Origin of the sequence: Mucilaginibacter frigoritolerans (assembly GCF_007830615.1) — a bacterium.
GTDB lineage: Bacteria > Bacteroidota > Bacteroidia > Sphingobacteriales > Sphingobacteriaceae > Mucilaginibacter > Mucilaginibacter frigoritolerans.
Window position 1 is genome coordinate 22751 of record NZ_VLLI01000015.1, and the last position, 20396, is coordinate 43146.

Annotated in this window: 14 protein-coding genes; 6 read left to right on the plus strand and 8 right to left on the minus strand. The window is 37.0% G+C overall.

The window, feature by feature from the left end; all coding sequences use genetic code 11:
- Position 1: 1 nt before the first annotated feature.
- Both JN11_RS21015 and JN11_RS21020 read right to left on the minus strand, forming a co-directional pair.
- The gene (locus JN11_RS21015; RefSeq protein WP_144915855.1) at positions 2–421 is read right to left on the minus strand and encodes a response regulator; all 420 of its coding nucleotides are present in this window, start codon (positions 419–421) and stop codon (positions 2–4) included.
- Positions 418–4305 (minus strand): PAS domain S-box protein, encoded by a 3888-nt coding sequence (locus tag JN11_RS21020; RefSeq protein WP_144915857.1) that lies wholly within the window; start codon positions 4303–4305, stop codon positions 418–420. Before JN11_RS21020 ends, JN11_RS21015 begins: the two co-directional genes overlap by 4 nt.
- 302 nt (positions 4306–4607) lie before the next feature.
- Here JN11_RS21020 and JN11_RS21025 point away from each other — a divergent pair, with 302 nt between their 5' ends.
- From JN11_RS21025 to JN11_RS21040, 4 genes are all read left to right on the plus strand, one after another.
- Positions 4608–5954, plus strand: coding sequence for a sigma-54-dependent transcriptional regulator (locus JN11_RS21025; RefSeq protein ID WP_144915860.1), 1347 nt, complete (start codon positions 4608–4610; stop codon positions 5952–5954).
- 147 nt (positions 5955–6101) lie between these two features.
- On the plus strand, positions 6102–9575 hold the full coding sequence (locus tag JN11_RS21030) for a PAS domain S-box protein (RefSeq protein WP_144915863.1): 3474 nt from the start codon (positions 6102–6104) through the stop codon (positions 9573–9575).
- 7 nt (positions 9576–9582) lie between these two features.
- A complete protein-coding gene (locus JN11_RS21035; RefSeq protein WP_144915866.1) occupies positions 9583–10725 on the plus strand; it encodes an FIST signal transduction protein in 1143 nt (380 codons plus the stop codon).
- Position 10726: 1 nt separating this feature from the next.
- Entirely contained in the window at positions 10727–12226 is a 1500-nt protein-coding gene (locus tag JN11_RS21040; protein ID WP_144915868.1) for a response regulator, read from the plus strand.
- Positions 12227–12389: 163 nt separating this feature from the next.
- On the opposite strand, the gene JN11_RS21045 is transcribed toward JN11_RS21040, so the two are convergent.
- The 6 genes from JN11_RS21045 to JN11_RS21070 all read right to left on the minus strand — a co-directional run bounded on the left by JN11_RS21045 (position 12390) and on the right by JN11_RS21070 (position 18402).
- On the minus strand, positions 12390–13418 hold the full coding sequence (locus JN11_RS21045; RefSeq protein WP_144915871.1) for a catalase family protein: 1029 nt from the start codon (positions 13416–13418) through the stop codon (positions 12390–12392).
- Positions 13419–13713: 295 nt separating this feature from the next.
- Positions 13714–14304, minus strand: coding sequence for a Crp/Fnr family transcriptional regulator (locus tag JN11_RS21050; protein WP_144915874.1), 591 nt, complete (start codon positions 14302–14304; stop codon positions 13714–13716).
- A 361-nt stretch (positions 14305–14665) separates the two neighbouring features.
- Positions 14666–15625 (minus strand): BT_3044 domain-containing protein, encoded by a 960-nt coding sequence (locus JN11_RS21055; RefSeq protein ID WP_170227817.1) that lies wholly within the window; start codon positions 15623–15625, stop codon positions 14666–14668.
- A 53-nt stretch (positions 15626–15678) separates the two neighbouring features.
- A complete protein-coding gene (locus tag JN11_RS21060) occupies positions 15679–16161 on the minus strand; it encodes a hypothetical protein (protein WP_144915878.1) in 483 nt (160 codons plus the stop codon).
- A 181-nt stretch (positions 16162–16342) separates the two neighbouring features.
- Positions 16343–16939, minus strand: a complete 597-nt coding sequence (locus JN11_RS21065) for a hypothetical protein (RefSeq protein ID WP_144915881.1) — start codon at positions 16937–16939, stop codon at positions 16343–16345.
- Between the two features lie 179 nt (positions 16940–17118).
- On the minus strand, positions 17119–18402 hold the full coding sequence (locus tag JN11_RS21070; protein WP_144915883.1) for a hypothetical protein: 1284 nt from the start codon (positions 18400–18402) through the stop codon (positions 17119–17121).
- Positions 18403–18576: 174 nt separating this feature from the next.
- Between JN11_RS21070 and JN11_RS21075 the strand changes: the two genes are divergently transcribed.
- Complete coding sequence (locus tag JN11_RS21075; protein WP_144915886.1) at positions 18577–19596, plus strand: sensor histidine kinase; 1020 nt, start codon at positions 18577–18579, stop codon at positions 19594–19596.
- Entirely contained in the window at positions 19593–20312 is a 720-nt protein-coding gene (locus JN11_RS21080; protein ID WP_144915888.1) for a LytR/AlgR family response regulator transcription factor, read from the plus strand. The genes JN11_RS21075 and JN11_RS21080 overlap by 4 nt, the downstream gene beginning before the upstream one ends.
- The last annotated feature ends 84 nt before the right edge of the window (positions 20313–20396 follow it).

Here is a 20396-nt window from a genome sequence, read left to right on the forward strand (position 1 = left end):
TTTAATTTCTGGGGATGGAAACGATATTGATCCAAAAATCTTCAATTTTGGAAATAGCTTTTATAAAGTCAATGGCATCAACAGGCTTGGTTATATAACAATTAACATGATTTTTATAGGATATCATAATATCTTTTTCTGATGATGAAGTAGTCAACATTATAACTGGGATCTGTTTATAGTTGTCATGATTCTTTATATACATTAATACTTCATGGCCACTCATTTTTGGCAGGTTTACATCCAATAAAACAATGTCGGGTATATCATTCTTATTCAAATACTCAAAAAAGTTAACTGCAGCTTTGCCATCTTTTATAATGGTTATTTTATTAACTATTTTACACTCTTCAAGCGCCTCTGTAGTAAGTAAAATGTCACCTTCATTATCTTCAACCAGTAAAATATTTATCGGTTTCATAAACGCTTATTTTTTAAAATGGTAAAATAAAAAGTACTTCCTATGTTCTCGGCAGATTCTATCCAAATTTTCCCACCCCGGCTTTCAACTATTTTTTTTACTAAAGCAAGACCCATTCCGGTACCCGCATATTCATCTCTGTTATGCAGTCGTTGAAAAATTATAAATATTTTATCAAAGTAAACCGATTCAATACCTATCCCGTTATCACTTACCGAAAATTGCCAGTGGCTTTGTTTTTCTTTACACTCAATCTTAATTTGGGGCGGAATACCTGTCTTGCTATATTTTAAGCCATTGCTGATAAGATTTGTTAATATTTGCCTTAACGGAGTTTTATATGCACTGATTACGGGCAAATTGTTAAATAAAACTTTTGCTTTTTTTTCTTCAATTTGTTTGCGATAAAGGGCCATAATATCACTAATAAGCTCCTCCACGTTTATCTCCTCCAAACTATCCTCCAAAACACCTACTTTCGAAAACTCGAGCAGATCAAGTATTATCTGGCGCATTCTTTTAGCGCCATCAACAGCAAAGTTTATATACTGCCTACCTTTCTCATCCAATGTGTCGCCATATTTTCGCTCTATCTGGGTCAGAAAACCCGTAATCATTCTGAGCGGCTCCTGCAAATCGTGCGATGCAACGTAGGCAAATTGCTCTAACTCGGCATTTGAGGTTGCCAGCTCTTTTGTATGTATTTGCAAACTTTCATTCAATTCTTTAAGCTTGCTCTCCGAGACCTTTCTTTCGGTTGTATCTTTAAAATAAACAGACAGGCCCGACGCTGAAGGATAAGCACTTATTTCATACCATTTATCAAGAGGTTGATAATAATCTTCAAAATGCATGGCACTGTTGTTTTCAATAGCCAAATGATAGTTCCTATAAGATTCTGAATCTATTGAATCAACAAATACATCCCATAAATTATGGTTAAGCATTTCTTGTTTTGACTTGCCAAGTACTTTTTCAGCCATGTTATTCCAATAGGTAACTATCCAGTTTTTATCTACAGCAAAAAAAGCATCACCTATGCTTTCTAATATGATATTCCTTTCTTCCAGAATTTCAGTTACAAAAATCTCGGCCTTTTTCCGTGCGTCAATATCCTGAAAACTACCATACACCCTTATACACTTGGTACCCCGCATTTCGGCTTCGCCAATAACCCTTATCCATTTCTCGTTACCACGCGCCGTAATGATCTGTAGTTCAACATCCCATGATGTTCCTTTCTCCATCGCATCTTTCACCTTTTGAGTAATGTAATTTTTGCTCTCACCCTTATAAAAACTTACCCCACTCTCCAAATCAGGCTTAAAATCAGCATCAACCTCGTGTATTTCCCTGGTTATATCAGACCAATGTACCGTACCTTTTACCAGATCAATATCCCAGCCGCCAATACGGGCAAGGGTGGTTGCTTTTTTCAGCAAATCCTCCAGTTCTCTTTTGTCTGTGATATCTTTGGCAACGCAATAAACCAGTCCATCTGGCGAGGCTGCCGATGTGGTCCAGGCAAACCTTTTTATTTTACCGGTTCTTGTTATATACCGGTTTTCAAAATAAGTCACGGCTTCTCCATCAGTAATTTCCCTGAATTGCGCTATTGACCCGGGCCTGTCATCCGGATGAATAAATTCCATCAAAGGCCGGTTTAGTAATTCAAGCTCAGTGTAATCAAGTAATTTCATCATTGCCGGGTTAACTTTTTTCCAGTACCCATCAACTCCTGCAGTACATATCACATCAGGTGCTGAATTGAATAATTGATTTAGTTCATCCTCCAGCTTCTTTCTCTGAATCTCTATCCCGAAATTTTTATTGAACTTTTCAAACAAGGCGGTAAATACACCTTGCTGCTTTTCTTCCCGGTTTAACCCTAAAATAATGATGCCGATAATTTCATTTTTAAAACGGAGCGGAATTCCGTAGGCACTTTTTAAACCAGCTTTTTGGGCTGCCTTTTTACGAGTAAAAATTTCATTTTCAATAAGATCCGGTATAAACTGAACCTTTCCGGTTTCCCAAACAACTCCGGGTAATCCTTCTCCCTTTACAAGGTTCTTTAGCTCATTACTTTCTTTATAGAACGTACTAATAGCCTGTGTGCCGGCGTATTTAACAGCCAGGTGCGCCTTTTTCATATCCGATGAAGTTAGCCAGACCTCGGCCATGCTAAAATCTCCATAATCAGCCAATCTCTTTAATACTTTGTATAAAATATCATTTAATTGCCATGGCTCATTAAAAATGGCACTTATTTCAGCAAGTAATTCTGTTTGCTGTTCTTCAATTTTACGTTGGGTTATATCTCTTACAAATATGGAAATGCCATTATCTGTAGGATAAACCCTGTTTTCCTGCCATGAATTTAAAGGGGCATAAAAATCCTCATTGCTTAAGTTAATTTTTTCGGCATTGGCCCGTTCAATAATTCTATAAAACTCTGAACCTACCAAATCAGGAAAAACATCCCAAATATATCTCCCTATTAAAGATTCATGCGGAATGCCTAAAAGTTTTCCAATTTGCTTATTAGTATACGTGTAGCGTAAATTTCCATCAAGCGCTATAAAACCATCTAAAATATTTTCAAGCAAATTTTCAATCTGGGCCGTTTTTTTATTTATCTCCTGCTCGGCCAACTTTACTTCCGTTATATCATATATCAGCGAATAAAAACCTTTTACTTCACCTTCAACCTTATCCGGAATATATTGGGTATGCGTAAAAATCCGCCTACCACCCGGATTATAAAATGTACGTTCATAGCTTTGAGGTATTCCACTTAAAACTCCAGATATATAAATTTCATCTTTTTTGTATTCCTCCTCCCCTAACAGTTCTTTTTTACTAATATTTATCATTTCTTCCGGTTGTTTTTCAAACCAATCGGAGTAAGGTTTATTGGCAAACAGGCAATGCCGGTCTGCGGTCCAGTAAGCAATAAGGGCCGGTAAATTGTCAGTAATAGTTTTAATAAACTTTTCGCCTTCAATTGCTTTTTGTTCGATAACACGTTTTTCTGTTACATCAATAAAATTGCAGACGATAGCATTAACATTAGGCTCGTTTAAAAAATTAGTAAATACGCAATCAAGCCACATATAATCGCCATTAAAATGTTTTGATTGATAGACACAAGCTTTTGGTACACCAGGAGATTTTAATACCTCATTAAGCAGCAGGCGCACCCTCTCCCTGTCATCGGGATGAATTAATTCACTCATTCCGGCTTTTATTACATCAGTTGTGCTCCAGCCACTGATCCTTTGTGCCGAGAGGCTCCTGTAAATAACTTTAAAATCCTTATCAAGCAGAAATATGCCGCTATAACTGTTTTCAATAAGTTTTCTGAAACTGATATTATTTTCAGCGTGGTTATGCTTTATTTTATTATCATTTCCGGCTATCCCATTTTCTTTTATCTCGTATATTATTTTGGTGTAGCCTAATAAATGATGGTTTTCATCATACAAGGCGGTATAATGGATATTGGCCATGAATTTAGTGCCATCCTTTTTTACCCGCCATCCTTTTACCTGGTAATTGTTATTGATAAGGGCTTCCTGTAAGTTCATATCAGGGCCATCAGTTGATAAGGTTTCGTCAGGATAAAAAATAGTTACCGGTTTGCCTGTTACTTCACGTTCATTATATTGCAGTATAAGTTCAGCTCCTTTGTTTAAGCTAATAATTAAACCCTGTGGGTCTGTTAAAATCACGGCATAATCAACAATACTGTTAACCATTGCCCGGCATAGCTTTTCATCAATCTGCCGCTTGTCTTGCACTTTTTGGCGTGGAAGCGTTTTATTATTACGGTTAGGTTTTATTGACATATTGGTTAATTCAGCATCAAAAAATGCCAGCATTGTTAATCAATAGCGCAATATTTAACTAATAAGGCTATTTTCACAACTACAGGTTTAACAACCATGGCGATTTTCATAAAAGTTACAAAAATAAACAGCACTCGCAACCCGTGTTTTAACGGTATTTTAAGTTCAGGTTCTTTTTAATTTTATAAATAAGGGGCACATTTTTAATCATTAGGCAATTTACATATTAATATATAGTTTATAAATATTTAATTTTAGGCAATTGCATGTGAGTGAATTTTTTGTGCTCCTTTGCGTATTGAATTTTAGAAATCCATCCTTAACTCTTTCAGAATATGAGTGCTTATAATATTTTTATTGTTGAAGACAATCGCTGGTATGGGGAAATTCTCCAATATCATATTAGTTTAAACCCCGATTATAAAGTAACACGTTTTGAAACTGGAAAAGAGCTATTGGATAAATTGTACCTACAGCCCGATTTAATAACACTTGATTTTTCACTGCCTGATATGCTTGGCGACAAGCTTTACCTAAAAATAAGAGAAGTAAATTCGCAGATTCCGGTTATCGTGATCAGTGCACAAGAGAATATTGCGGTGGCGGTTAGCTTGTTAAAGATGGGGGTAAGTGATTACCTGGTAAAAGATGAATCGACCAAAGATTTGTTATGGAACAGTATTATTAAGATACGGGAAACACAGTCGTTAAAAAAGGAAGTGGAAATACTGCGGGAAGAGCTTGGCCAAAAATTTTCTTTTGAGAAAACTATTATAGGCCAGAGTGATGTATTAAAGAAGATTTTTGGGATGATGGAAAAGGCATCCAAAACAAATATAAACGTATCCATTACGGGTGAAACCGGTACCGGGAAAGAAGTAGTTGCAAAGGGCATACATTATAATAGCGAACGCAAAAAGAAAGCTTTTGTGCCTGTAAACATGGCTGCTATACCACGCGAATTAATTGAGAGTGAATTATTTGGATACGAAAAAGGGGCATTTACTGGCGCAGTAGCGCGCAAAACAGGCAAGTTTGAAGAAGCAAACGGTGGTACCATTTTTTTGGATGAGATTGCCGAACTTGATTTAGCTGTTCAAAGCAAAATATTACGCGTTTTACAAGAGCGTGAAGTGGTAAGGGTTGGGGGCAATGAAAAAATCAAATTGGACATCCGCGTAATTGTAGCCACGCATAAAAATTTGGCAGAAGAAGTAAAAAAAGGAAATTTCAGAGAAGATCTGTATTACAGGATAATTGGTTTGCCAATAGAACTTCCCCCATTAAGGCAACGTGGAAATGACATATTGATTCTTGCAAAATACTTTGTTGATGACTTTGCCAGGCAAAATAAAATGGGTGCTATTACCATGTTGCAGGAAGCAAAAAACAAATTATTACACTACCATTTTCCGGGAAATGTACGGGAACTAAAAGCCATAATTGATTTAGCCGCCGTAATGTGCGACAATAATGAGATTAAGGCCGATGATATTACTTTTAACTCAACCAAAAAAGATAATGTGTTTGTAATGGAAGGTAGAACCCTGCGTGAACAAACCTGCGAGATTATTAAAATATACCTTCACAAATACAATGATGATGTAATTGCCACAGCCCAGGCACTTGATATTGGCAAGAGCACTATTTATAAAATGATTCAAAGCGGTGAATTAAACTAAAGGATTTCCGTAATTGAGATTTTTTTCCAAAATATAGAATAACACATCAGGTCAATTAGCGTATATACCCTGTTATTAGTCAAATTAACCCCAATATATTACTTGGTACAGTTTTTAGCTGCATAAGGAAATTACGGTTGCTAAAACATGGACACAAAAAATTTGGGAAATGATGATTTTACGCGTAAGGGGGCGATGCAACATTTATTGCAGCTTTCGCTGGTGGCTAGCTCAAATGATAACGGGGTGGTATTTAACACTGCTGACGGTAAAATATTTTGGGTAAATGACAGTTTTTGTAGGTTAACAGGCTATCCTTACGACGAAATTATAGGCAAGATGACACTTGATTTTTGCCGGGGGCCATTAACTGATGACTCGGTGTTAACTGGCATTGCAAAATCTATTGGGAAAAAAAGTTCATTTACAGAAGAATTAATACATTACAGAAAAGATGGTACCTGGTTTTGGGGAAGAGTAAACGGAAAACTATTTAAAAGCGGCAAAAACCAGGAAGCAAGATGCTTTGCCATAGTGGAAGACATTACCCTTGAAAAGCAGAAAGAAGAGAAACTTGAAGTTTTATCAAAAATTGCAGAAGATAACCTTAACCCCGTAATATTAACCGATGAAAAAGGGTTGATTACCTGGGTTAATAAAAGCTTTACCAAAGTAACAGGTTACACGTTTAAAGAAGCATTAAATAAAAAGCCCGGTCACTTATTACAAGGCCCTGATACCGACCCAAATACCATTGCCTATTTAAAAAAACAAATAGCCAACGGCCTACACTTTAATACCGAAATTTTAAATTATTCAAAATCGGGTAAGGCTTATTGGCTACGAATACAAGGACAACCCATACGTAATTCAAACGGAGGTTTAATGGGCTTTTTTGCTGTTGAAGAAAATATCACCAGTGAAAAAAATGCATCAGAATTGATTAAAGAATCAGAAGCAAGATTCAGGCTTGTACTTGAAAAAATTGGTGATAATGTTTGGGAGCACAATTTACAAACCGGAAAAACTATATTTTCAAAAACGAGCAGCGACCCAGGATTTGTACTTCATAAAATTAGCGGCAGCGAGATGTTTTGGTGGGATGTACATACCAGTGATGAATTAAAACTGCTTAAAACAACCTATTTAAATTACCAGACCGGATTAATTGATTCACATAGCATGGAATATCGTGTTGTTAATAGTGACGGCACTACTAAATGGATACTGGACAGGGGCGCGGTAATTGAATATGATTTAAAGGGCAAACCATTAAGAATAAGCGGCACCCATACAGATATCTCCAAAATAAAACAAACGGAAACAGAGCTTGAGCAACGCGCCAAACAATTTAAATCGCTTTCTGAAAATATACCGGGTGTAATTTATGAATATGAATTCCGACCCGACGGTACAGAGGGTTTAAGATACATAAGCCCGGCTATTGAAAGGATATTTGGGATTAAAGCTGAAGACTTTAAAGATTATTTAAAATACGTACAACCTGAAGACAGAGAAAGAATTATTAAAAAAAACAAGCATAGCAGGGATACGCTTGAGCCATTTTATGATGAATCACTGTTAACCATTCCTGGCGGTGGTAGTAAATGGCAGGGTGTGCATTCGTCATTTTCATATATAGCTCAAAATGGCGCAAAAGTATTTACCGGGTTTATACAGGATATTACGGAAAGAAAGAATATTGAAGAAACCCTACGAATTAACGAGGCTAAGTACCGCAATATAATAGCGAATATGAACTTAGGCCTGGTTGAAGTTGATATTGATGAATTGATAACCTTTGCCAATAATACCTTTTGTGAAATGAGCGGTTATACCCTTAATGAGTTACTGGGTAAAAACGCATCTTTATTGCTAACCGAGGGAGATAATGAAGATATATTTAAAGAAAAGAAAAAATTACGTAAAACCGGAATTGCCGATGCTTACGAGACAAAACTCGTAAATAAAAAAGGGGAAGAAAAATGGTGGCTAATAAGCGGGGCGCCCCGATATAACGATAAAGGCAAACTAGCTGGTTCAATTGGCATCTATCTGGACATATCTGATCAAAAGAAACAGGAAACTGAATTAATAGAAGCAAGGAAAGGTGCTGAAAATTTGGCACATACGCAGGAGATTTTCCTCGCTAATATGAGTCATGAGATACGGACACCAATGAATGCCATAATGGGCATGAGTAACCAACTGTCAAAAACAAACCTGGCCGCTGAACAACGGTTTTTTCTTGATGTTATTCATTCAGCCTCTGAGAACTTATTGGTAATAATTAATGATATACTTGACCTTTCAAAAATTGAGGCAGGTAAACTGAATATTGAGAATATCGGCTTTGAGCCAAAAGAATCTGCTAAGCGGGTTATCCAGGTACTGGCACACAAAGCCGAAGAAAAAGGCCTCACACTGCGTAACTCATACTTTGATACAAACATTTCGCCTGTTTTAATTGGCGACCCTTACCGTTTAAACCAGGTACTGCTTAACCTTATTAGCAATGCTATAAAATTTACTGAGATGGGGGTAATTGATTTAACATTTAAATTGCTGAATGATAGTCACACATCCCAGTTAATTCAAATAGAAGTTGTTGATACCGGAGTTGGCATGGATGAATCTTATTTAACCCATCTTTTTGATAAATTCAGTCAGGAGTCTGGCTCGGTGAGCCGGCGGTACGGGGGTTCAGGCCTGGGTATGAGTATTTGTAAAGATTTGGTTGAGCTGATGAACGGGGAAATTTATGCCGAAAGCAAAAAAAACGAAGGCACCAGGGTTACCAGCATTCTGAAGTTAAAAAAAGGTCGCTACGAAGATCTGGTAGAAAAGGTTAAGGTTCAATTCAGGCCTGATTTTTTAAAGGACAAACAGATATTGGTAACCGATGATAATGAATTGAACCGCCTTGTGGCCTCTATTATATTGCAGAATTATGGAGCAAACGTAACTGAATCTGCAAACGGAAGTAATAGCATAGAATTGATAAAAAAACGAAGTTTTGATGTAGTTTTAATGGATATACAAATGCCCGGCATTAATGGATTTGACGCAACACGGATAATTCGTAAAACTGGTTATAACTATCCCATTGTAGCACTTACTGCACAAGCTATTAAAGGAGAGCGGGAAAAGTGCTTAGCGGCAGGCATGGACGATTATATTACAAAACCAATTAACGAGGAAGAATTTTTAAGTATGCTGGATAAATGGACTAAACATCCTAATCCTTCAACACAATTAATAGATGAAATTATGGGCGAACAACAATTATATGATTTATCATCCCTAAAAGCAATAAGCAGAGGGAATGAAACATTTATGCAAAAAATGGTAAACATATTTTGCGAACAAACGCCAATAATGTTAAAAGAAATGGAAGCCGCCAGCCTTGTAAATGACTTGGATAAAATAAGTAAAACGGCACATCAAATGAAGCCCAGCATTGATAATTTAAATATTGTATCACTAAAACAACTGGTAAGGGATATTGAAAATGCAGTAAGTGAAGACGCAGACAATACAACATTGCAACAAAAGCTTGATACTTTAAAAAGCACCCTCTTAAATGTAATTGATAAATTAAAAATAGAATATCCAGCATAAAATCAACATGAAAGTAGCTCAAAAATTATACTGTGGAGGGATAACTACCTACCAGGCCGGAGATGAAATTAATAGTAATGGCAATTTGCTTATTTTAGGGTTTGGCGCTAAAGATGTATTACTTGAACAGGATATTTACGCCACCTTGAACAATAGCTATCCTTCAGCTAATATTGTATTGTGTTCAACCTCTGGCGAAATTTATGATGATGCCGTTTTGGACAACACGGTTACCATTATTATAATGGAGTTTGAAAACACTTTGGTTAAAACGGTAAGTTTGAATATAAAAGACCAACCAAATAGCTTTGAAGCCGGCAAAATGCTTTTCGATAAATTAAATGATGCAGAGCTAAGCTATGTGATGATAATATCAGACGGGGGCCTGGTAAATGGCAGCGAACTGGTTAGGGGTATTGAACAGGCAAACACTCATAATATACCGGTTACCGGGGGCCTGGCTGGAGATGGCGATAAATTTAATTACACAGTTGTAGGCTGTAATGAAAAACCCAAGAAAGGGAATATTGTTGCCGTGGGCTTTTATGGCAAAAGCTTAAAAATTGGTCATGCTTCTATGGGCGGTTGGGAAATATTCGGCCCTGAAAAAAAGGTTACACGTTCGGCTTCAAACCGACTTTATGAAATAGATAATAAGAGTGCGCTGGAATTGTATAAGCAATACCTTGGTAAATATGCTGATGAGCTACCCGGATCGGCCCTGCTATTCCCCCTTTATGTACGGCCAGAGGGCACCAATAACGCGGTTGTACGTACCATCCTATCAATAGATAATGATGAACAAAGCATGATATTTGCAGGTGATATTCCAGAGGGTTCATATGTAAGGTTTATGAAAGCCAATTTTGATAAATTAATTGATGCGGCAACACATGCTGCATCAAAAGCGCTTAGCCAGTTTCCGGCTAAACCCAAACTGGCATTACTTATAAGCTGTGTGGGCCGTAAACTGATACTTGGAAAACGAATTGATGAGGAAATTGAAGCAGTAAAAGATATATTTGGTGAAGGCACAATGCTATCCGGTTTTTATTCATACGGAGAAATATCCCCTTTAAATACAAATGCCAAGTGTGAGCTGCATAATCAAACCATGACAATTACTACCTTTGACGAAGAAATTAATTAGCATGCCTGACCATAAGCTATTAAACAAACAACTTAAAAAGTACTCGAGCCCGGATTTAATTGCTAATAAACATTTTATCCGCTTTATTGAAGCGGTAAATGACTCTTATGCAGCGTATGATCGGGATAAAGAGTTGTCTGACCATGCTTTTATGGTAAGCCAGCAAGAGTTTGGTGAAATTAATCAGCGGCTGATAGAAGAAGTTGAACTGAGAAAGCTATCTATAAAAAAGCTTAAAGAAACATTTAATAATATAAAAACAGATACCGGGGAAAGATTTGGTGGTAATGATGATGATTTACTGGAAATTGTTGACCTTTTAAATGAGGAAATAACCAGGCGCAAAGAAGTTGAATTACAACTGCTGATAGCAAAAGAAGCAGCAGAAAAAGCAAGTTTAGCCAAATCTGAATTTCTTTCAATAATAAGCCACGAAATACGTACGCCATTAAATGCTGTTATTGGTATGGGGCATCTGCTGCTTAAAAGCAATCCGCGGCCCGATCAGCTTGATAACCTTGAAGCCTTAAAAACCTCATCGGATAATTTACTGGTGCTGATAAATGACATCCTTGACTTTAATAAAATAGAGGCTGGAAAACTCAATTTAGAGGAAGCTCCGTTTAATATTAAAAAGCTGTTAAAAGACATTGTTTCTGCGAATACCAATGGCGCAAATGAGCGGGAAAACAGGGTGTCGTTAGTAATTGACGAAAGGGTGCCTGAATATTTTATGGGCGATGCTTTAAGATTGGGCCAGGTATTAAATAACCTGATATCGAACGCTATTAAGTTTACTCACCGGGGCTTTATTTCAGTACGTGTTGACTTACAAAAGTTAAAGCAGGATTCGGCTCTACTCTACTTTTCTGTTCATGATACAGGGGTTGGAATAGCTAAAGAAAACCTGACCAATATTTTTACACCGTTTATGCAGGCCTCTACCTCCATTACTAGGCAATATGGAGGCACGGGCCTGGGTCTTGCTATAACCCGCAGGATACTTGGATTATTTAACAGCGATATAAAAGTTGAATCGGAATTAGGAAAGGGGTCAAAATTTCATTTCACACTGGAATTAAACATTGTTGACGCTGACCAGATAAACCAACTGGAAAATGATATAGCCGGGTTTGACTTAAAAAACAAACGCTTATTGCTGGTGGAGGATACCCTATTTAATGTTTTATATGCAACCCAATTACTTGAAGGCTGGAATGCAACGGTTGAGGTGGCCGACAATGGCGAAATTGCAGTACAAATGATGCAGCAGACAAGCTACGATATTGTATTGATGGACCTGCAAATGCCTGTAATGGATGGCTACACAGCAACGGCCAAAATAAGAGAGTTTAATAAGGATACCCCAATTGTGGCAATAACTGCCTCTGCCGCCAGCGATGTACGCGATAAAATTCTGGAATCTGGAATGCAGGATTATATTGTAAAGCCCTTTAACCCCGACGATTTGATTTTAAAACTAAAAAAACATTTATATTAATACCCTTTATGTACCCACCCTGTGTATGTAGTGGAGCGCAATAACAAAGCCCCCCAGCAATGCTGAGAGGCTTTGGGTGAGTTACAAAATAGCGCGATGCTTTAGTTGATTTTTTATAGAAGTTAAAACTTTGAAATTTCTGTAAAGAATTTATCATACAAAACTATGGTTCTTGAGTGGGTGTCTTATTCAATTCGCGTCTTACCCGGCTAATTCTTTCATATACAATTTTGCGAACCCTGTTTAAACAGCCTAGTGGTCTATGTTCGGCTAAAGTATGCCAGGGGTTAAATGATAAATTCTCTCCTAAATCATCTAATTCCTGTGTTTGAAAATTTTGCTTTGGTATTCGTATAGTTGCTACCTCATAGAGTGGCGCCTGTTGTTCATTCCATTCTACAGTATAGTCTTCTACACTCATATCATTGAACGTTTTGGGCTGCAAATAAAATTTAAAGATTACATCTTCTTTGTTCAATGTATTTTGCATAGCTGCCCGCAAAAAATTATCATCTGCTTTTTGTGGCGAGAAGTCTGTGTGGGCATATGCAGGTTTTACACAAAACTTTACAGCTATCTTATTAACTCCTGTACCTAATTGATAAGGAGAAATAGAGTTATACCTGATTTGTAACGGATTAGTTATTTTACCGCCATTAAATTTGCTTGCAAGCATCAGTCCCCGAAGGCCTAACACAAAAGGCAATGATAATTTGTCAAAAATATTACCATTAATTCTTTTCATCACAGCCAAATATGTGTCGGGGTTACTTGTAAAAAACGCAGTATGGTTTTGCATTACAAAGTCTTGCGTAGATGCCTCTTTGGCGTTATCCAATACTTTTACTCCGGGCACATTCAGTAATTTTATTGCCATGCCTCTGCCATCAGGTTTTTTATCCGAACGGTTTGGTAAGGCTGAACCGTTGGAATATCGGATATAAGCCTGGTAAATTTTTCCTGGTACAAATATTCCATGTGAAAAAGGAGCAGGGATATCTTGGTTTACGATAAATTCAGCTTTTACTAAACCAGTCAGTTTCGCATGAACATCCCTTTTTACAGTACCTGTTTGGTATTGTTTGCGAAGGTCTTTTTCAATTGTATCGGCTGTTTCAAATGCAATTTTTTCTTCATTTGGAAAGAGTTTTTCGCCTAAGCTTTCATCGGCAACTTGATAAGATATTTTCATGTTATTTAATTATTCACAATAATAACTTACTAAAAATCAATACTCATTAACCCAGGTTAATATCGTATTATCAAGTTTTATTTTTTTAACGCCAATAATGAAAGCACTTGAATTGGCCACAAGGATAAAATCAGACGCTACAGAATGTAGTTGATTGAAAATATCATAATAACCTGTATCAGTCTGTTATTCCTGGATTTGAAGAATTATATTCAACTTTTAACAGTTATAGTTTTGCAAATTACCGACCCCATCAGTCAAACAAACGAGGCATCAAAGAAGTGCGGTGCCCTAATCAATTTTTCCCGGAAAGTCTTTTTCTGATCCGGCTTAATGATGGCGCCTGAATGCCCAAATAAGAAGAGATATGATATTGTTGGATGCTATTAAAAATATGAGGATGATGTTTTAGTAAATCAAGATAACGTTCTTCGGGCGTTTTAAAAAGAAAACCCTCTGTTCTTTCTATAGCAACATTAAATGCTTCCTGTGCTAATAGCCTGCCAAAGCATTCCCATTTATGTGATTTTTTATATAAATCAAGCAAATCGGTTATACAAATGTAAATAACCGAAGAATCAGTCAGCGCTTGTGTGTGATAATCGCATGGGATTTGATTAATAAAGCTTTTAAAGGTCACAACAAAACCATGGGTTGTGTATAGGAAAATGTTTTTTTCTTCGCCAGTTTTTTCATCGATAATATATGATCTGAATACACCATCGGTAATAAAACCTAAATATTGACATACAGATTTATATTTATTATAATATTCACCTTTTTTATAGGATTTAGTGTACCAAAAGGAGGATGAAAGTTTAAAATCATCCTGGTCCAAATTGGCAAATGTTTTCAGCGCAAATTTAAGAGTCTCAATTTCTACCATTATTTTCAGCTGCTTAAATTAATCTGGTTAAGCGATTGATTTTTAGTGAGTATTTTCCTCCGTACTATTATCCAGATTGTAATTCTAAGAAAAATTTATTCCATTATTAATACCCCTTTAAAATTAAAAGTTATAGCGGATCATTTATTGGTTGCTTTTTTAACTCCTTCACGACCCAATCCCGAGTCGCCGCCAGTGATCAATGTTTTCCGGCCCATCAAACGTCCTGAACCTTTGTAGCTCTATGGGCGCCCTGCTAGGTGCCAGCATGGCCATAACGATGGATATTGGCGCGCTTTTAAGAAGCGCATCCCATCCGGCGCGGGTCCGAATACCCGCGCCGGTTCGTGCGGATCAAAATCTATTTTATAAAAGTTAAGGTTTCTGAAACACTCCCTATACCGCCAAAATATTGATAGTTTAAAGTGAAAGTTTTCGTAGCCGGATCATATTTATTAACACCCGTTTGGCTATATGGCCCTAATGAACTAAAGGAAACCATTCCACCATTTTCACCATCAGCATAGAATGGTCCCGTAATGCCCTGGAGGAAATTAATACTAACAGTATTGTCAGCGTTTATTGTCAAGTAAATAGGATCACCAACATCCGCCATATTTGTTTGTACAGTAACAGGTGTAACAACCGAAAGTGGCTTCTGTGTATTGTAGTTATAATTTGCATATTGATCGTTAGGGTTATCTGTCCGCACGGCTTTACCTACTGCCTGGTAAAGACCTGCGTAAACGCTTTTCGCTTTAATTGCAAGTACGATTCTGCTTAAGGAAGAATCTATTTTTGCGCCTTGTGCATTTATAATTTTTAGGCTTAAAGCATTTTTGAAGACATTATTATTGAAAAAGTCAATTTTATTCCCGGCAAAAGTAATACCCACTGTTACGCTTTTCTGGCCAGGATTAATAGTTACTTTTCCACCATTCTGGATAGTATAAAGCGATGCAGGTAACTGCCGATAAGGTTGTTCACCAGAAAAATGAGTAGCGCGTGCTGCGTTATAAATATTTAAAGCACCTGTGTCAGGAACAATAGTGGCAGAAACCGGAGAAAGAAGATTACTGGGAGACACTGATAAGTTTATCTGCAAATTCACTACATCGGTAGCCGTTCCCGGCAATGCCACGGTATCAATTGGCAATGGAATACTAAGTTGGGCTGATAGTCCGGTATTTGGAAACCCCAAAGATCCTGAAAATTGTGAACCCTGGTTGTTTTTTTTACAGGATGTAAATAAATACGCTGCCAGTATTATAAGTGATAAATATAAACTAGCCTTTTTTGTAATTGAAAGTTTGGTTTTCATTTGATGTGATTTATAATGGTTAAACATAGGGTAGTTGAAATGGTGCTTTAAAACTATTCAAAACGTTGATTATATACTTTAATTGACTTTTTAAAATGCTTTGCACCGTATATCCAATTAATAATTGCAGAGCCCAAAAATGCGGTTGCTATTCCGGTAAAAATATATGCCCCCGAATTGTTGTGTACTGTACCCATCGTTGTCACTGCATTTTTACTACTGTTGTGAAAAGCAATTACTGATGCCAGGGATGAAATTCCAAAAGCTCCGCCAGAAATACTACCCCAGGTCATATTGTTTTTAAACTGGTGATACTCTTCTGCAGATGGAGCATAAGTCATTAGTCTGAAGGCTATTTCTTGACGGGTTGCCAGCTTCCCGCCAATTGTGTAAGCATATACCACCGTATCAAGTGTTTGAATGGGGATAAATTTAATAATGCTATCAGGTTGCGCATGTGATTTGATGGTTTGCTGGGCTTTGAGCATAAACACCGGTAAAATGAATATGATTGTTAAAATAATTTTTGTTTTCATTTTTAATTTATTAGAAATAAAGAACTTAAATAAAACATTTTCCGTTTTGATAAATTACATCATGCATTAAAGGTGTTGCCTTTGTGGTATTAAAGTTGATTTAAGGCATACACAATTCACTTATGAATTCCCAAAAATCATATAGCAAAAGTGATGTAATGGAGTACAAGAGGAGGGTTTATCAAATTCTGATGGAGCAGAATTTCAGATAGCAAGGCTGGTAGAAACCAATAAAACGATATAAATAATCGCCTCGTTTCTTGAGGAAATTAAGTAAAACGGAGCTAATAAAATGAAGGAAAGTAAAAATAGTGCTAATCAACAATAAGGTGGCAATTACTTTACGTTTATTCTCTGGAATAGATTTATAAAGATGCTGGATTCGCGCGTTTGTATTATTTGCATTAATAGCGCCGGTATTATTAGGGCAATGATTAATAACCAAAGGTGAAGTAAATGAAGATTGACTTATTGCCCCTGAAAAATGATAAATCGGAAGAAATAAAATATAAGTTGAGCTGATGAATAAATATATCATCATCATTAATATAATAAAGTATTTCTTTATGTGATAAGTATCGTTTTCCATGTGCTGAATACTTAGTATTAAAGTTATAAATTTATTATTGATTGATTGGGTAACATGTTTGCTACAGGGTTTGGGAGTACGATCCCTTAAACGAAATCCAGTTTTGGCAGAACACTTAAATTGGCTTTGTATGGTAACGCCTTTACCCAAAAGTTCTTCCCATATTTTCTTGGCTTGATCAGGCGCCATGCCATGGCTTATTAAAGCTTGTTGATAAGCTACAGGCTTAAGTGGGCTTAACTGTACCAGCAAACGATTATAATAATTCTGCTACCCTTAAAGCTAAAGTCATATCAGGGATTGTAACAATAATTGCGCATTTATAAATAATATTATAATGCAAAATCATCAGCCCTTACTAATACAATTTATTGAGTTAGCTGGTAATGCAATGCATCAATTTTACTAAATTTCCAACCTGTATTGAGGCTAATTTTCCACCCTTCCCCCTCTATTGTATTGCCATTAATATCAGGCGCTTTACTCATCGGTAAATAAACTATTTGCCAGTCTTTCATCAACATTCCGGTGGCTGAAACGGTTAGTTCTCCCCAGGTGTCTTTAATTTCTGCTGTTGGGTAAACCGTTCCATATTCGCCCAGGTCAAACAAATTATTAGGGTTAAAGCTAATACCCATCTTTATGAGTTTGATGGTTAATACAGGCTCTTTTGTAAAAAGATCAACATATTGATTTACCAGTTGCAGACGTTTTTGCTCCTTTAACGTCTCCGACTTTATAATAACATCTCCATTATATTTCTTTTCCAGTCGGGCTATAGTTTGTTCATCAGGAGTTTTTGCTGGCTTAAGATGATAATATTGCGAAATCAGCTCCGGAAAATCCGAATTAGAGTCAACTTTCAGTGTCCAGTACGGCGATTTTTCAAAAATAAGGTAACCATATACCGGCCCTGTTATATAAGCACAGGAGCGGATAAAAGATTTACGGTTACCGGCGGTATCAATCTGATCATACAAATGCTGCCGAATATGATCCTTCGGTCTGCCCAATATTACCCCTGTATATTCGGCAAGGCCCTCGCTCATTTCTAAAATCTGTTCATTTTTAAATGTAGACGGAAAAAGTTCGCGTCTTTTCTGCCTAAAAAGCAGCGCATTAGTTAAATCGGCATTACGCTGGTCAACTGGTTTTAATAGAGCCGCCTTTAAAGCCTGCAACTCCAGCAAAAAGTATATCCGCCCATAAAACGTACTCAAATGATCAACGGTAGGACTGCGTTCAGGCAAGCCGAGTTCTGCCTGTATCCGATGGAAAGACTCATGGATCATCAGGTTAACACGCTCATCACGATCTGCAAGCAAAGGCCATAACATAACCGACCACATTTTTCCTTCCCAATTAATAGAAGTGTTAGCAATCATAACCGTTTCGGGCAACACACCCCGGTAAATCTCCCCATCAGGCTTTAGTATCCCGGCGCTGTCGGGAATATTGGCATAAGTTATTCTTGTTCGGGGCTCAACAAACATCATAGGGCCATAGACTTTTTTATTCCAGACATGCTGCCCCTGGCTTGCAGTTTCGGCCTCTTTAAAATAAGAAGCAGCTAACTTTACGGCAGTCTCTGCAGTTTGTGCACGGCAGGTAAAAGCAACGCAGCAAAAAACTAAAGGGAGTAATTTTTTCATACTTTTTTTATCAATGATCAGGATTATTGCCAATGTGTGGGGCCACAATTATATCAACTGTGCAAAATTTTATAGCAATGGCATATTAAAAATTTGACGATGCCGTTCGTCCCGGAAAAACAACCGTTGCTATAAAATTTTGATAAGTGCCGGTCTATTTGCCTAAATTGGTCTATGCGTAATTTTTTTCTGCATTTACTTTTCTGGGTTATTTTCTTTTTGATGTGGAACCAGGTTGTATATTTCTACATCAGTAATCAAATCAACAGACTCTATTTTTCTGCATTGGATGTAAGCCTGATTATTGCTGCTTTTTATATGATCTATCTGTATGTTGTGCCCAATTATTTCAGGCGCAAAAGCGTAATGCGGTTAATGTTGTTAGCTTTTATGGTCGTTATCTTGTTGGCGGGGCTTTATTCATGGATCATGACGATATTTTTACACCACCGCCTGGTACCCATTCGTTTTGATTTTTCATGGAATTATACCGACCTCCAATTCAACCGTTTCTTTATTGCTTTATTAGGTGTTTTGGCTGGTTGCTTTGTAAAGCTGGGTATGGACAGGATACAGGTAGGCCGTAAAATGGAAATTATGGAGAAAGAAAAATCACAGGCTGAGCTCACTTATCTCAAGGCTCAGATCAACCCTCATTTTTTATTTAACTCACTGAATAGTTTATATACACAATTAGAGTTAAACCCACAGGCGGCAAAAGGGACGCTGGTATCGCTGGCAGAGTTATTACGCTATCAACTATATGATTGCACGGCTGATTCTATTCCGCTAACTAAGGAACTCGCCTATCTTGAGAACTATTTCAATTTACAGAAGATCAGGAAAGACAATTGCAGCGCCAGTTTATTAATAAAAGGATATCATGAAAACCTACAGATTGCACCACTGTTGCTGATACTCTTTGTGGAGAATGCTTTTAAGTATGTTTCCGATTACGACGAAAAAGAAAATTCAATCCATATCGAAATTAATGTAACCAATACCGGGATCAATTTTTATTGCGTTAATACCTTTGATGTGAACTATCCCCAACAGGCAGATGATATGAATAAAGGAATTGGCCTAAACAATGTAAAGAAGCGGTTGGAATTAATTTATACCCATAAATTTAACCTGAATGTGGAAAGTAAAAATGAGCTATACCGTGTTGAGCTAACGCTAAATTTAAAATGATGCTGAATTGTTTAATTGTGGATGACGAACCCCTTGCCCGGCAGCAAATTGAAACCTATGTAAACAGGGTTCCGTTTCTGAAACTGGTTGGAAGTGTTCGTAACCCGGCTATTGCAAAAGAGGTTTTAAAAGATGAGTTGGTGGATCTCATCTTTCTGGATATTAAAATGCCTCAAATGAGCGGCATCGATTTTTTAAAAAGTCAGCAAATTTTTCAACAGGTTATTTTTGTAACCGCATATCCTGAATATGCCATTGAAGGTTTTGAACTGGAAGTAACCGATTACCTAATGAAACCGGTTACTTTTGAACGTTTTTTGAGAGCCAGTGAAAAGGCGCTTGCCAAAGTAAGCGGCTCGTCAACCATCAAATCCATCCAATCACAGCCCGATTCCCTTTATGTAAAGTGTAACCAACGCCTCGAAAAAATCAGTATCGACGATATTCTATTTATAGAATCCATGCTGAATTACATCAATATCATTACAAAAACAGGTAAGTATGTAGTTTATTCGAGCCTTAAAGCCATTGAGATTAAGCTGCCGCCGGAAAAATTTACAAGAATCCATAAGTCATACCTTGCAGCCATACACCATATTACTGCAATCGGGCATCATCAACTAGCTATAGGGGAACATATACTGCCGGTAAGTAGGTCAAATAAGCAACATTTACTACAGGCTACCTTACAACTAGGGCTAAATGTAACTATATGAGACACAGTGAGTGTTTATTCAAATTGCTTACCAGGTACAGCGTATCGTCTATCCAAAATAACGAAGTATCGATATTGAGGATCA